This window comes from Pseudomonas sp. DTU12.3 (genome assembly GCF_004124275.1).
Lineage (GTDB): Bacteria > Pseudomonadota > Gammaproteobacteria > Pseudomonadales > Pseudomonadaceae > Aquipseudomonas > Aquipseudomonas helmanticensis.
The window spans coordinates 5,609,399-5,622,830 of record NZ_CP027218.1; the positions used below are offsets into that span (position 1 = coordinate 5,609,399).

A 13,432-nucleotide genomic window follows, 5' to 3' on the forward strand; every position below is an offset into this window, starting at 1 on the left:
CTCCCAGAGGGAGAGGGGGCCGACCGAGGTGTCCGGCGCTATACATCGACCTGAATGATCGAGTCGATTATGGACTTGGTCAGCCAGCCTAGGTGTCAGGCAGCTTTGTCGATTATGGATTCACAGCCATAGGATCAGGTCGGCGTAGTTCGCGAGCCCCCCCCAATCAGTCCCCTCTCCCAGAGGGAGAGGGGGCCGACCGAGGTGTCCGGCGCTATACATCGACCTGAATGATCGAGTCGATTATGGACTTGGTCAGCCAGCCTAGGTGTCAGGCAGCTTTGTCGATTATGGATTCACAGCCATAGGATCAGGTCGGCGTAGTTCGCGAGCCCCCCCCAATCAGTCCCCTCTCCCAGAGGGAGAGGGGGCCGACCGAGGTGTCCGGCGCTATACATCGACCTGAATGATCGAGTCGATTATGGACTTGGTCAGCCAGCCTAGGTGTCAGGCGAAAGCTTTGTCGATTATGGATTCACAGCCATAGGATCAGGTCGGCGTACTTCGCGAGCATCCCCCAATCAGTCCCCTCTCCCAGAGGGAGAGGGGGCCGACCGAGGTGTCCGGCGCTATACATCGACCTGAATGATCGAGTCGATTATGGACTTGGTCAGCCAGCCTAGGTGTCAGGCGAAAGCTTTGTCGATTATGGATTCACAGCCATAGGATCAGGTCGGCGTACTTCGCGAGCATCCCCCAATCAGTCCCCTCTCCCTCCGGGAGAGGGTTAGGGTGAGGGGCTTTCGACCTTAAGGCTTACGCTTGCGTGGTCCGGTGTTGAACACCGGCACTTTGCGCACAGGCTTGACCGATGGTTCCGGCGCCTGCGTCTCGCCGCTGTCGACCCACTTGCCCAGATTGCGCTTGCCGCCACCACCGGAAGCTTTCGGCTTCTTCGGTTTCTTCGGCTTCTTGATCACCTGACCGCTGGCATCGGTGTCCGGCACGCGGTGCTCAGGCTCGAAGTCCGGCTCGTTCTGCCGCGTCAAGGTCTGACGCGTGAGCATCTCGATCGCCGACAACATGTTCACTTCATCCGCGCACACCAGCGAGATCGCCTCGCCGGTCGCGCCTGCACGACCCGTACGGCCGATGCGGTGGATGTAGTCTTCAGCCACGATCGGCAGGTCAAAGTTGATCACCAGCGGCAAATCTTCGATGTCCAGACCACGGGCAGCCACGTCAGTCGCGACCAGAATCTGCACTTCACTGAGCTTGAAACGATCCAGCGCACGCTGACGGGTTGCCTGCGGTTTGTCGCCATGGATACCGTCGGCATTCACGCCCAGACCCTGGAGTTTTTCCACCAGTGCATCGACGCCGTTGCGAGTCTTGGCGAACACCAGCACTTGCTTCCACTTGTTCTTGCGCATCAGGTGCACGAACAGTTCGGCCTTGCGCTTCTTGTCCACCGTCACGATCCACTGCTTGACGGTGTTGGCCGCGACGTTGCGCGGGCTGACTTCGACGGTCAGCGGATCGTCGAGCATCTGCCCGGCGAGCAGGCGGATGTCGTCGGAGAAGGTCGCGGAAAACAGCAGCGTCTGACGTTTCTTCGGCAGCGCGCGGTAGATGTTCGACAGCTCCTCGGAGAAACCGAGGTCGAGCATGCGATCAGCTTCGTCGAGCACCAGGGTTTGCAGCTGATTGAATTTCAGCGCCTTCTGGCGAAACAGGTCAAGCAGACGACCCGGGGTCGCCACCAGCAGGTCAACACCGCCGCGCAGCTTCATCATTTGCGGGTTGATGCTGACGCCGCCGTACACCGCGTACGTGCGCAACGGCAGATTTTCGGCGTACTGGCGCACGGCTTCGTGAACCTGCTCGGCCAGCTCGCGAGTCGGCACCAGAATCAGCACGCGCACCGAGTTGGCGGCGACTTTCGGCCCTTCCATGGCCAGCAACTGCAGCAGCGGCAGGGCGAAACCGGCGGTTTTGCCGGTGCCGGTCTGGGCCGCTGCCATCAGGTCACGACCGGCCAGAACGGCCGGAATGGCTTGCGCCTGAACCGGCGTCGGGGTCTGGTAGCCGAGCTTCTCGAGGGAGCGCAGCAAGGGTTCGATCAGGCCAAGAGTGGCGAAAGTCATGGGAGTACCGTAGGAAAAAATAACGCAGGCATGCAATGCCGCGCAGTTTACCCTAATTCGTACGCGTTTCTGTGGGAACGGCTGTTGACGCTACGACTGGCGGCTGTGCGGGCCGGCGCCACTGCGGCAGGCCGATCAACACCACGGCGCTGATGATCACCAGCATCGCCAGCGCTTCTTCGATGCCGATGGTCTCGCCAACGAACACGATCCCCAGCAACACCGCCACCGCCGGATTGACGTAGGCATAACTGGTCGCCGCCGCCGGACGCACGTGCTTGAGCAGGTACATATAAGAGTTGAACGCGATGATCGAGCCGAAGAAGATCAGGTACGCCAACGCCAGCCAGCCTTCAATCGGCGGCAGCGCTTGCAGGTGCTCACCGCTTGCGGCGCTGCCAATCAGCAGCACCACACCGCCAACCAGCATTTCCACCGCACTGGCCATCGCGCCCTGTGGCAACGGCAGATGCTTGCTCCATACCGAACCGAACGCCCAGGTCGCCGCCGCGAAAATCAACAACGCCGCGCCCATCGGACTCGATTGCAGGTTGGAGCCCATGTTGAGCATGGCGATGCCGATAATCCCCAACGCCACGCCGGCCCACTCCAGACGGGTATTGCGCGCGCCCCAGAAATAACCAAAGAGCAAAGTAAACAGCGGCACCGTCGCCACCGCCAATGCCGCCACGCCGGAAGCCACGCCCGTGTGCTCGGCCACACTCACCGCGCCGTTACCGAAACTGAGCAGCAAAATCCCGATGATCCCCGCCGCTTTCCACTGCGCCCAGGTCGGCGCCGGTGCCCCGCGCCAGCGCAGGAATGCATACATCAACGTACCGGCAATCACAAAGCGCACACCGCCGAGCATCAGCGGTGGCCAGTACTCGACGCCGATACGGATCACCAGATAGGTCGATCCCCAAATCACATACAGCGCAAAAAACGCGGCGATCAGCGGTAAGGAAAAACGGCGCAGGGCGGACATGAGCAGCTCGACAGTCGGAGTCTTGGGATTGGATATTCTAGAAAGGCTGGCGGGCAAAAATAAGTTACAAAACCAGCGAAACACGCCAGTACACTTTTCAGAAGCCAACACCGAACCAATGTGGGAGCGAGCCTGCTCGCGAATACGGTTTTTCATTCAACATTGATGTTGTCTGATACACCGCTTTCGCGAGCAGGCTCGCTCCCACAGGGGTTTTGTACTTGATTCAGGTCAGCGATAGCGTTGCAGGTGCTCGCTGACTTTCGCGGCGGGGACTTTCTGCAATTTGCACAGCAGGTCGTGCGACAGCTCGCGCACGCCGTGCTTGCCGCGCAATTCTTCAGCCAGATGCGCCATCAAATTGGCCGCCATCTCGGCATCGGCCATGGCCCGGTGAGCCTGGCCGGTATGCGGCAGACGGGCGAAGGTGGTGAGCGTACCGAGCTTGTGGTTCGGCGCGGCAGGCATCAAGCGCCGCGCCAGCAACAGCGAGCAGGCAAAGTTCTGCAACCGGGTGCGCTTGATCCGCCCCAGCTCGAAGTCCCAGAACTTCTGGTCGAAGGAGGCGTTGTGCGCGACCAGCGGTGTGCAGCCGACAAACTCGTTGACCTCGTTCATCACCTGCTCTGCCGGCGGCGCGGTGCGCAGCATGGCGTTGCTGATGCCGGTCAGTTGTTCGATGAACGCGGGGACGCGCACGCCGGCATTCATCAGGCTCTGGTAACGCTCGACGATGCGGCCGTTTTCCAGCATGACCACGGCGATTTCAGTGGCGCGACAGCTGCTGTTCGGCGAGAGGCCGGTGGTTTCAAAGTCGATGACTGCAATGCGTTCCAAACCGGGTTCAACTCCGTACAAAAATCAATTCTTGAGCAACAGCGCGCCTTCGATCGGCACGTAACGGCTGGCAGCGCGAATCAGCGAGTTGGCGGTCAGGCCGGGCACGCCATAGGCGACCGCTTGCACGCCGTGCTTGCTGATGATGCGTTCGAGCAGCATGTCGAAATCACCGTCACCGGAAGCCAGGACGATTTCGTCGACGTGGTCGGCAGCGTCCATGATGTCGAGGGTGATGCCGACGTCCCAGTCACCCTTGGCCGAGCCGTCGCTGCGCTGGATGTAGGGCTTGAGCTTCACGGTGAAACCGAGGTTGCGCAGGATCTGCTGGAACTGCTGCTGCTTGCTGTCGCCACGGTCGATCGCGTAGGCGTAGGCCTCGACGATCTGCCCGTCCTTGCTGATGTCCGCCCACAGCGCGGCATAGTTGAAGTGGCAACCATAGGCCTGACGCACGGTGTAGTAGAGGTTCTGCACGTCGGCGAACACTGCGATTTTTTTCACCGGAGTTCCTGTGGGCGCGCAAGCGCACGAAGCGGGATCAGGCGCGTGGCCCGAAAAAGGCGCTCAGTATGCCAGTAAAAACTACTGTGGCGAGGGGGCTTGCCCCCGTTGGGTTGCGTAGCGACCCCATCTTTTCAAAGAAAGGCCTGCTGCGCAGTCCAACGGGGGCAAGCCCCCTCACCACAGAGATTGCGTTGCTTGGTGATTGACCGTTGGTCAGACGAAGGAATCGTCGTCATCGAAGAACGATGAGTTGTCGTCGCTGTAATCGGTGTCGGTGAATCCGCCCTGGTCATTGCCAGCGAAACCGTTGTCCGCCACCCGCTGATCATCGTTCCAGCCGTTGTTGCTCTGGTCGGCGACCTGGGCCGGTTCTTCCTTGATTACCTCAACGATTTCTTCCGGCTGCTGGTTGTGATGGAACAGACTGCTGATGCCCTGCGCCAGCATCACGCCACCGGCCACACCCGCTGCGGTTTTCAAGGCGCCGCCGAGGAAGCTGCTGCCCGCTGCGGGCGCCGCCTGTTGTGCGTAGCCAGGCGGTGCTGCAGCGAAATTCTGTTGCGGTGCGGGCGCGGCGTAATTCTGCTGCGGCGCCGGTTCACGCCAGCCGCCAGTGGAGGCCGGGGCCGCGCTCGGGGTCGGCGCCGGACGTGGGTTGCCGCCGAAGATGCTCGACAGGAAACCACCACCGCCGCTCGGCGCTGGCGCGGCAGCCTGGGACTTGGCCGACTGCAACTCAGCCTGCAACTGTTGAACCTGCTGGGTCAATTGCTTGTTCTGTTCATCGAGACTTTTCAGCGCAGCCTCTTGCACCAGAATCGCCTGGGTCATGAAATAACCTGCCGCTGGCTGGCGTGTCAGGTGTTCCTTGATCCGCGCCTCGGCCTGGGCGTCGCGCGGGGCTGCCTCCGTTTCGGCCTGTTGCAGCCGGGAAAACAGTCCATCGATCAGGGTTTGCTCTTCGCTGTTCATGGCGACCTCGTAGATTGCCGGGGATAACGTTGCCCTCGTCCACGGTGGAAAAGGTGCTCTCCTGTAATGGAGACGGTGACAGGATGTTTCAACGACCTTTACCGAATGTTTACGTTTGTGCCGGCGCCGGCGTCATCGGTTAAAGTGAGCCACTGTTTTCGACCTGCGATACCGACTGATGAATGCCTTCGAAGTACTGCGCGACTCCCTGTATTTTTTCAAACGCCATTTGGTCAGCATCGTGCAGTTGTGCCTGCCGCTGGTGATCTTCGAAGCGGTTTTGCTGCAACTGGTCGATCAGAACAGCGACCCGGACAGCTTTTCCTCCGTCAGCGTGGTCGTCGGCCTGCTGGTTTATCCGTTGTACACCGCGGCACTGATCCTCTTTCTCGACGCGCGTACCCGTGGCGAATCCCCGCGCACCCTTGACCTGCTGGCAATGTCTGCACGCCTGTGGCCGCGTTTCGCCCTGCTCACGGCGCTCAACACCTTGCTGATCCTGCTCGGTCTGTCGCTGTATTTCCTCCCGGGCCTGATGCTGATGGTGATGCTCGCGTTCGGCGAATACCTGTTGGTGCTGCGCGGCCTCGGCCCGTTGCAGGCAATGAAGGAAAGCCTGCGCCTGAGCCGTGGGCACTTCTGGCGGATCCTGCTGTGCATTCTGTGCGTGATGACGCCGTTGTGGCTGCTCAAGGGCGCAACGCTGGCGGTGTATCCGGAGCCGCAAAACCCGGTGCTCGCCGTGCTGATCGACAGCGCCCACAGCTTCCTGCAACTGTTCACCAGCGTGGTGTTGTTCCGTTTGTTCATGCTGATCAGCGAATCGCCTGACAAACGTGACGGAGCGGTCTGACAGCGCTGTACTTGGGCTTGGCGACCGCGCTCAGGTATGCTCGGGGCCACTTTCTGTAACGCTATAAGCCGAGCCATGACCCGTCTACTGCGCTACACCCTGTTGCTTGTCGTGCTCGCCATCGTCCTGATCGGCGGGCTGATCTTCAGCCTGACCTGGCGCCCCGATGCCCGCGAGACTCTGCCGATCAGCTGCACCGGGACGCCACCGACGCTGGTCCCGGGGCAGGCGCTGAAAGTCATGACCTGGAACGTGCAGTTTCTCGCCGGCAAGCGCTACGTGTTCTGGAATGACCTGGCCCAGGGCGATGATGAATCGCCGACACAAGAGGACATGGCCTTCAGCCTCGACGAAGTGGCGCGGGTGATCCGCGATGAGCAGCCTGATGTGCTGCTGTTGCAGGAGCTGGATGACGGCGCCAAGGCCAGCGATTATCAGGATCAACTGAAGCTGTTGCAGGAACGCGTTGCCGACCTGTATCCGTGCAGCGTCAGCGCCTTTGACTGGAAGGCTGACTTCGTCCCCGACCGGCATATCTTCGGCAGCGTCGGTCGGCAATTGGCAACCCTCAGCCGCTATCGCATCGAACACGCCGAACGCCTGCAATTGCCGGTGGCCTCGGCGAATGTCATCAGCCGTCAGTTCCAGCCCAAAGATGCCTTGCTCGCGACCAAACTGCCGCTCAGCGATGGCGGGCAATTGACCGTGTTCAACACGCACCTCGAACGCGCCAGTCAGCCGAATGACACGCCGGGCACACAAGTGACGGCGGTGGCCAAGATCCTCGACAAGTATGAAAGCCAGGGCCTGCCTTGGTTGATCGGCGGCGACTTCAATCTGTTGCCGCTGGGCCAGTACCGCCGCTTGCCGGCCGAGCAGCGCACGCCCTACTCCGCCGACAGTGAATTGCATCTGCTGTGGGACAAGTACCCGATGATCCCGACCAACAACGAAGCCAGCGGCATCGACCGCGCGCAATGGCTGACCCACTACCCCAACGACCCCGGTCTGAATGGCCCGGATCGCACGGTGGATTACCTGTTCTACAGCCCGAAAATCAAACGCGTGGAAGCGATGGTTCGCCAGGACGATACCCTGCGCATCTCCGATCACTTGCCAGTAATCGCCCGCTTCCTCCTCCCTGCCACACCCTGACCCACACACCTCCTGTAGGAGCTGCCGCAGGCTGCGATCCTTTGATCTTCAAAACAACATCAAAAGATCGCAGCCTGCGGCAGCTCCTACAGGGGGATATCGGGATCAGTGGACTTCTTCGAGGTCGTCGTGCAGCAGGCCGAAGATCTGCCGTTTCATGTCGATGAACGAGCGCTCCATGACCATGTCCAGCGAGCGCGGGCGTTCGATCGGCACGTCGAGAATCTGTTTGATCCGCCCAGGTTTCGCACCCATCACATAGACCCGGTCGCCGAGCAAGATAGCTTCGTCGATGTCATGGGTAACGAACAATACGGTTTTCTTGCTGTTGCCCCACACCCGCAGCAACAGTTGCTGCATCTGCAATCGCGTCTGGCTGTCCAGCGCACCGAACGGTTCGTCCATCAACAGAATCTGCGGATCATTGGCCAACGCCCGGGCAATCGCCACGCGCTGCATCATCCCGCCCGACAACTGTTTGGCGTAGTTATTGGCGAAACCGGCGAGGCCGACTTCGTTGACGTAGTAATCAACAATCTCCTTGCGCCGCGCCGCCGGCATGCCCCGGCGTTTGAGGCCGAACTCAACGTTCTGGCGCACCGTCAGCCATGGGAACAGTGTGTAACTCTGAAAAACCATGCCACGATCCGCGCCCGGCCCCTGCACTTGCTGGCCGCCGACATAGATCTCGCCGGAGGTCGGCTCGGCCAGGCCAGCGGTCAGGTACAACAGGCTCGACTTACCGCAACCCGACGGCCCGACCAGCACCGCAAACTGCTGATCCGGCACCTCGAACGACACCTCTTCCAGCGCGGTAAACGTGCCGCCGTCAGGCTTCTTGTAACGCAGGCTGACCTTGTCTACCTGCAAGCGCGGCGCCGTTTGCGCGGGAGTCGCGACCGGTTCGATAAAACGGTGATTGGCAGCAGTCACTGAGCCCATGCGGCAACCCTCAGGCGGAGAAAACGGAACAATTGATCGGTGACCAGACCGAGCAGGCCGATGATCGCGATGGCGAGGAAAATCACGTCGACCTGAAACCCGCGCATGGCCTTCAGGCTGAGGTAACCCAAACCGCTGGAAGCGGCGACCAGTTCCGCCACCACCAGATACGTCCAGGCCCAGCCCATGGTCACCCGCAAGGTGTCGAGCACGCCCGGCACCGAGGCCGGCGCGATCACATGCAACACTGCGTCGCGGCGACTGGAACCCAAGGTGTAAGAGGCGTTGATCAGATCTTTGGAAATGCCTTTCGAGACGTCAGCAATCATCACCAGTTGCTGGAAGAACACACCGAAGATAATCACCGAAACCCGTTGCTCGAGACCGATGCCAATCCACAGGATGAACAGCGGCACGAACGAGGTCACCGGCAGGTAACGGATGAAGTTCACCAACGGCTCAAGGAAGGCCTGGACGATGCGGAAGCTGCCCATCAGCAACCCCAATGGCACCGCCACTAGCGACGACACAATGAAGCCGACCATCACTACTTCGACACTGGCCCAGACATGCGTGCCGAGCGTGCCGTCGCGACCCAGGCGCACGGCGGCTTCGACCACCGCGCCCGGTGTCGGCAAAAACATTGCCGGGACGATGCCACCGTAAGAAAGCCCGGCCCAGAGACCGACCAATAACACCCAGGCCAGAGCGCTGGCGCTCCACACCACTTGCACCGGCAACGCGGTTTTCGGCGTGAGGCTGCGGCTCAGCCACGAATTGCGCTTGAACATTGCAGACCTCCTAGAGCGGGCTGACGAAACGGTTGTCGACCAGCTCGTCATTGCTGACGTTGTACGGTTTGCCCTGCAATTCGCTGGCGGTTTCGTTGGCCAGTTTGATCAGCGGTGCGCTGTCGCCCGGCTTGCCCGGTGCGCCAAGAAGCTTCTCGCTCATGGCTTGATCGTAGAAACGCACGCCTTGTGCGGCGGCGGCCAGTTCCTTCGGATCGGACAGGTAACCGCCAACGCCTTTAGCCATGATCTTGTAAGCGTCTTCCGGATGATCCTTGGTGTATTGCACGGCTTTGTACAAACCGCTGACCAGCGCCTTGACGTCTTCCGGCTGCTTGTCGATGACGCTGCAATTGAGTGCGACCACATCGACGATCACACCGGGGGTGCTGCTGCTGTCGATCAGCACTTTGCCTTGCTGCTTGTCGCGGACCATCGACAGGTGCGGTTCCCAAGTGACAGCAGCGGGCACGCGACCGGCGATGAACGCGGTGGCGGCATCGTCAGCGGTCATGTTCTGCACGGTGATGTCGCTCATGCTCATGCCGTTCTTTTTCAGCAGGTACGAGAGCCAGAACTGTGAGGTTGAACCCTCGTTGACTGCCACGGATTTGCCCTTGAGTTCTTGCAGGCTCTTCACATCCTTGCCGACCAGCACACCGTCGCCACCATGGCTGTCATCCAGCGCCGCGACCGCTTTGAAGCAGAACTGCGGGCGATACTTGAGCACCTCATCGATGGTCGACGCCGAGCCGGACAATTGCCCGGACGCCTGCGCGGCCATGTACATCGACGCCTCTTCAACCACTGGCAATTCAACGGTCAGGCCGTTTTCCTTGAAGTAGCCAAGGTCTTGCGCCAGATAGAGGGTGCCGTAGCCGACCCATGTGGTATGGCCGATGGACAAAGTGCCGGCCTGGGCGCTGGTCGCGACCGTGGCGGCCAGAGCGGTGATTGCCAGAGGATGAGTGAGACGAATACACAAGGACTTGATCATGGAGCACTCCCGACGCTGTTGATTTAGTTTTGTCATGGGCAGTACGGTCGCCGGCCGTTGTGCAGTTGCTGCCGTTGGTCTCTCGCGGACGCTTGGGCAGACAACATTCGGCTGGCGGGCAAGATCGATGGTGGCCCATGTGCGCGGTGAGGAAAATCAGGAAATTGTTGGCTGCAAATGATGAAAAAACTGGGTAGTGCGCACCGCTGAAGAGCGGGGTTGGCGGGGATGCGCAAAGTGGGTGCAGATCGGCGATTTTCTGTGACAGGGAGCGATGCCATCGCTGGCAAGCCAGCTCCCACAGGGATTTCAGTTGTACCCCGGTTTTTGTGAACACCAATAAAAACCTGTGGGAGCTGGCTTGCCAGCGATGGCATCAGGTCAGCCGAAACCTTTGTTGCCTGACCCACCGCATTCGCGAGCAGGCTCACTCCTACAGGGGATCTTCGGTGTGACATGGATCCAGTGTGGGAGCGAGCCTGCTCGCGAAGGGGCGACTCGGTCTCAGCGCAATTGAAACCAGGTGGTTTTCAGCTGGGTGTATTTGTCGAAGGAATGCAGCGATAGATCCCGGCCAAAACCCGATTGTTTGCCGCCGCCGAAAGGCACGGTGACATCCAGTGCATCCACCGTATTGACCGACACCGTACCAGCGCGCAACTGCCGCGCCACTCGATGGGCGCGGTTAAGGTCATCGGTCCACAGCGACGCCGCCAGCCCGTAGACACTGTCGTTTGCCAACCGCACCGCTTCCTCTTCACTGTCGAATGGCACGACCGCCAACACTGGCCCAAACACCTCTTCACGAAACAACCGCATATCCGCAGTCACACCGGTAAAAATCGTCGGTTCAATAAAGTTGTCCGAGCCGTTAAAGCGCCGCTGCTGCCCACCACAAACCCGCGTCGCCCCCGACTGCTCGGCATTGCGAATAAAACCCATGATGCTCGCCGTCTGTTTGTGATCGACGATGGCCCCAGCACTGCTCTGCGGATCCAGCGGATCGCCCGGCAACCAACGCTCGGCCTGCGCTTTCAGACGCTCGACGAACTCATCATGAATCGAACGCTGCACCAACAAACGCGAATTGGCCGAGCAGACTTCACCCTGATTGAAGAAGATCCCGAACGCGGCTTTTTCCGCCGCCAGATCGAGATCCTGACAGTCGGCGAACACCAGATTGGCACTCTTGCCGCCGCACTCCAGCCAAACCTGCTTGAGGTTCGATTGCGCGGAGTACTGCATGAAATATTTGCCGACTTGGGTCGAGCCGGTGAACACCAGACAATCGACGTCCGCGTGCAAACCCAGCGCCCTGCCAGTCTGCTCGCCAAGCCCCGGCAACACGTTGAGCACACCCGGCGGCAGCCCCGCCTCAAGCGCCAACTCAGCCAGACGCAACGCTGAAAACGGTGACTGCTCGGCCGGTTTGAGGATCACCGAATTGCCTGCCGCCAGCGCCGGCGCGAGCTTCCATGCAGCCATGTCCAAGGGGAAATTCCACGGCACCACCGCCGCCACCACACCCAGTGCTTCACGGGTAATTGTCGCCAACACATTCGGCGCACTGGGCGCGACCTGATCGTAGAGTTTGTCGATCGCTTCGGCGTACCAGCGGAACACGCCCGCAGCGCCCGGCACATCGATGTTGTAGGCGTCCATCACCGGTTTGCCCATGTTCAGCGAATCGAGCAGCGCCAGTTCTTCACGATGCGTCATCAGCAAATCAGCCAGACGCAACAGCACTTGCTTGCGCTCAGCCGGGGAGCGTTGCGACCAGATTCCGGCCTCGAATACTTGCCGCGCATTGCGCACGGCGAGGTCGACATCCTCCTCGCCACACGCGGCAACATTGGCCAGACAATCGCCAGTCGCGGGGTTGATCGCAGCAAACGTCTGCCCCGAACGCGCCGCGCAATGTTTGCCGTCAATCACGGCCTGATCGGGAAACTTCAACGCAACGGCACGGCGCTGCCACTCTGCAAGCTCGAACACGACGGATGCTCCTTGGGCTTTATTGTGCCTCGATGGTCGCTCAGCCTCGCGCGGGCTAAAAATAGTAAAAATGTCTTCGCAGGCAATAAAAACACTGGGCAATGACTTCCCCCAAATGCTGCGCAGGTGGCTATGGTTGAGGGATAAGAACATCGTCGTGCAACGGACGTGGCGGCGCACAAATTGCTTGGAAGTCGAGTCCGCTCGTCCTGAGGTTTGCCGTGGCCGCCTACAATTTGCGTCAGCTGAAATACTTCATCACCACCGTCGAATGCGGCAGCGTTGCCGAGGCGTCACGCAAGCTGTATATCGCACAGCCGGCGATCTCCACCGCGATCAAAGGCCTGGAAGACAGTTTCGGCGTGCAACTGCTGATCCGTCATCACGCCCAAGGTGTGTCGCTGACACCAAGCGGAGCGCGGTTTTTTCGCAAGGCTCAAGAATTGTTGCGCATGGCCAAGGAGTTCGAGCAGAACGCGTTGGCCGACAACGACATCGTCGCCGGGCAGATCGATATCGGGTGCTTCGAAACGGTAGCGCCGTTGTACTTGCCGCAATTGATCGCCGGGTTCTCGGCGCTGTATCCGGGGGTGAAAATTCGTATCCGTGACGGCGAGCAACAGGAGTTGGTGCAAGGCCTGACGTCGGGCACGTTTGATCTGGTCATCCTGTATGAACATGAGCTCGACGCGACGATCCAGACTGAGCCGCTGATGCCGGCGCAACGGCCTTATGCGCTGTTGCCGGCGGATCATCGCTTTGCCGAATACAAGCAGGTTTCACTGCGCGACTTGTGCCTGGAACCGATGATCCTGCTCGACGTGCAGCCGAGCCGGACTTATTTCGTCAGCCTCTTCGAAGAGCTGGGCTTAACACCGCGTATCGAGTTCAGTTCACCCTCGATCGAGATGGTGCGCGGGATGGTTGGCCAGGGTTTCGGCTTCTCGATTCTGGTCACCCGCCCGCATTCGGAATGCACCTACGACGGCAAGAAAGTCGTGTGCGTGGACATCGTCGAAGACGTCACCGGTTCAGGCTTGGTCGCCGCGTGGCTCAAGCGTGGGCAGTTGACCAAACCGGCGCAGTTGTTCGCCGATTATTGCCGCGAACAATTAACCGCCAAGACCCACCACTAAAAATCGGATCATGCCGCAAAAACCTGTGGGAGCGAGCCTGCTCGCGAAGGCGCAGTATCAGGCACCGAATACGTCGACTGAAACGACGCCTTCGCGAGCAGGCTCGCTCCCACAGTAGATCGGTGTCGTACCGTTATTCTGTGGCCGACTTCAACTCTGTAGAAGCTGCCGC

Annotated in this window: 12 protein-coding genes; 3 read left to right on the forward strand and 9 right to left on the reverse strand. The window is 60.2% G+C overall.

Annotation, left to right across the window (positions count from 1 at the left end; all coding sequences use genetic code 11):
- Positions 1 to 749: 749 nt before the first annotated feature.
- From C2E19_RS25775 to C2E19_RS25795, 5 genes are all read right to left on the reverse strand, one after another.
- A complete protein-coding gene (locus C2E19_RS25775) occupies positions 750 to 2,087 on the reverse strand; it encodes a DEAD/DEAH box helicase (RefSeq protein WP_129395633.1) in 1,338 nt (445 codons plus the stop codon).
- 52 nt (positions 2,088 to 2,139) lie between these two features.
- Complete coding sequence (yedA, locus tag C2E19_RS25780) at positions 2,140 to 3,075, reverse strand: drug/metabolite exporter YedA (protein WP_129395634.1); 936 nt, start codon at positions 3,073 to 3,075, stop codon at positions 2,140 to 2,142.
- Positions 3,076 to 3,306: 231 nt separating this feature from the next.
- The gene (locus C2E19_RS25785; RefSeq protein WP_053124223.1) at positions 3,307 to 3,912 is read right to left on the reverse strand and encodes a PolC-type DNA polymerase III; all 606 of its coding nucleotides are present in this window, start codon (positions 3,910 to 3,912) and stop codon (positions 3,307 to 3,309) included.
- 24 nt (positions 3,913 to 3,936) lie between these two features.
- Positions 3,937 to 4,416, reverse strand: a complete 480-nt coding sequence (locus C2E19_RS25790; RefSeq protein WP_007949802.1) for an NYN domain-containing protein — start codon at positions 4,414 to 4,416, stop codon at positions 3,937 to 3,939.
- Between the two features lie 216 nt (positions 4,417 to 4,632).
- Positions 4,633 to 5,391 (reverse strand): DUF2076 domain-containing protein, encoded by a 759-nt coding sequence (locus C2E19_RS25795; RefSeq protein ID WP_129395635.1) that lies wholly within the window; start codon positions 5,389 to 5,391, stop codon positions 4,633 to 4,635.
- 178 nt (positions 5,392 to 5,569) lie between these two features.
- Here C2E19_RS25795 and C2E19_RS25800 point away from each other — a divergent pair, with 178 nt between their 5' ends.
- Both C2E19_RS25800 and C2E19_RS25805 read left to right on the forward strand, forming a co-directional pair.
- Positions 5,570 to 6,244 carry a YciC family protein gene (locus C2E19_RS25800; protein ID WP_129395636.1) on the forward strand — a complete coding sequence of 225 codons (675 nt, stop codon included), beginning with the start codon at positions 5,570 to 5,572 and terminating at the stop codon, positions 6,242 to 6,244.
- 75 nt (positions 6,245 to 6,319) lie between these two features.
- On the forward strand, positions 6,320 to 7,399 hold the full coding sequence (locus C2E19_RS25805; protein WP_129395637.1) for an endonuclease/exonuclease/phosphatase family protein: 1,080 nt from the start codon (positions 6,320 to 6,322) through the stop codon (positions 7,397 to 7,399).
- A 105-nt stretch (positions 7,400 to 7,504) separates the two neighbouring features.
- On the opposite strand, the gene C2E19_RS25810 is transcribed toward C2E19_RS25805, so the two are convergent.
- The 4 genes from C2E19_RS25810 to C2E19_RS25825 all read right to left on the reverse strand — a co-directional run bounded on the left by C2E19_RS25810 (position 7,505) and on the right by C2E19_RS25825 (position 12,124).
- Positions 7,505 to 8,341 (reverse strand): ABC transporter ATP-binding protein, encoded by an 837-nt coding sequence (locus C2E19_RS25810; protein WP_129395638.1) that lies wholly within the window; start codon positions 8,339 to 8,341, stop codon positions 7,505 to 7,507.
- Positions 8,329 to 9,132 (reverse strand): ABC transporter permease, encoded by an 804-nt coding sequence (locus C2E19_RS25815; RefSeq protein WP_129395639.1) that lies wholly within the window; start codon positions 9,130 to 9,132, stop codon positions 8,329 to 8,331. Before C2E19_RS25815 ends, C2E19_RS25810 begins: the two co-directional genes overlap by 13 nt.
- Positions 9,133 to 9,142: 10 nt before the next feature.
- Complete coding sequence (locus tag C2E19_RS25820; protein WP_129395640.1) at positions 9,143 to 10,129, reverse strand: ABC transporter substrate-binding protein; 987 nt, start codon at positions 10,127 to 10,129, stop codon at positions 9,143 to 9,145.
- Positions 10,130 to 10,633: 504 nt separating this feature from the next.
- A complete protein-coding gene (locus C2E19_RS25825; protein WP_129395641.1) occupies positions 10,634 to 12,124 on the reverse strand; it encodes an aldehyde dehydrogenase in 1,491 nt (496 codons plus the stop codon).
- Positions 12,125 to 12,345: 221 nt separating this feature from the next.
- On the opposite strand from C2E19_RS25825, the gene C2E19_RS25830 reads away from it, so the two are divergent.
- Positions 12,346 to 13,260: a LysR family transcriptional regulator gene (locus C2E19_RS25830; protein WP_129395642.1), complete on the forward strand. Its 915-nt coding sequence runs from the start codon at positions 12,346 to 12,348 to the stop codon at positions 13,258 to 13,260.
- Positions 13,261 to 13,432 lie beyond the last annotated feature (172 nt).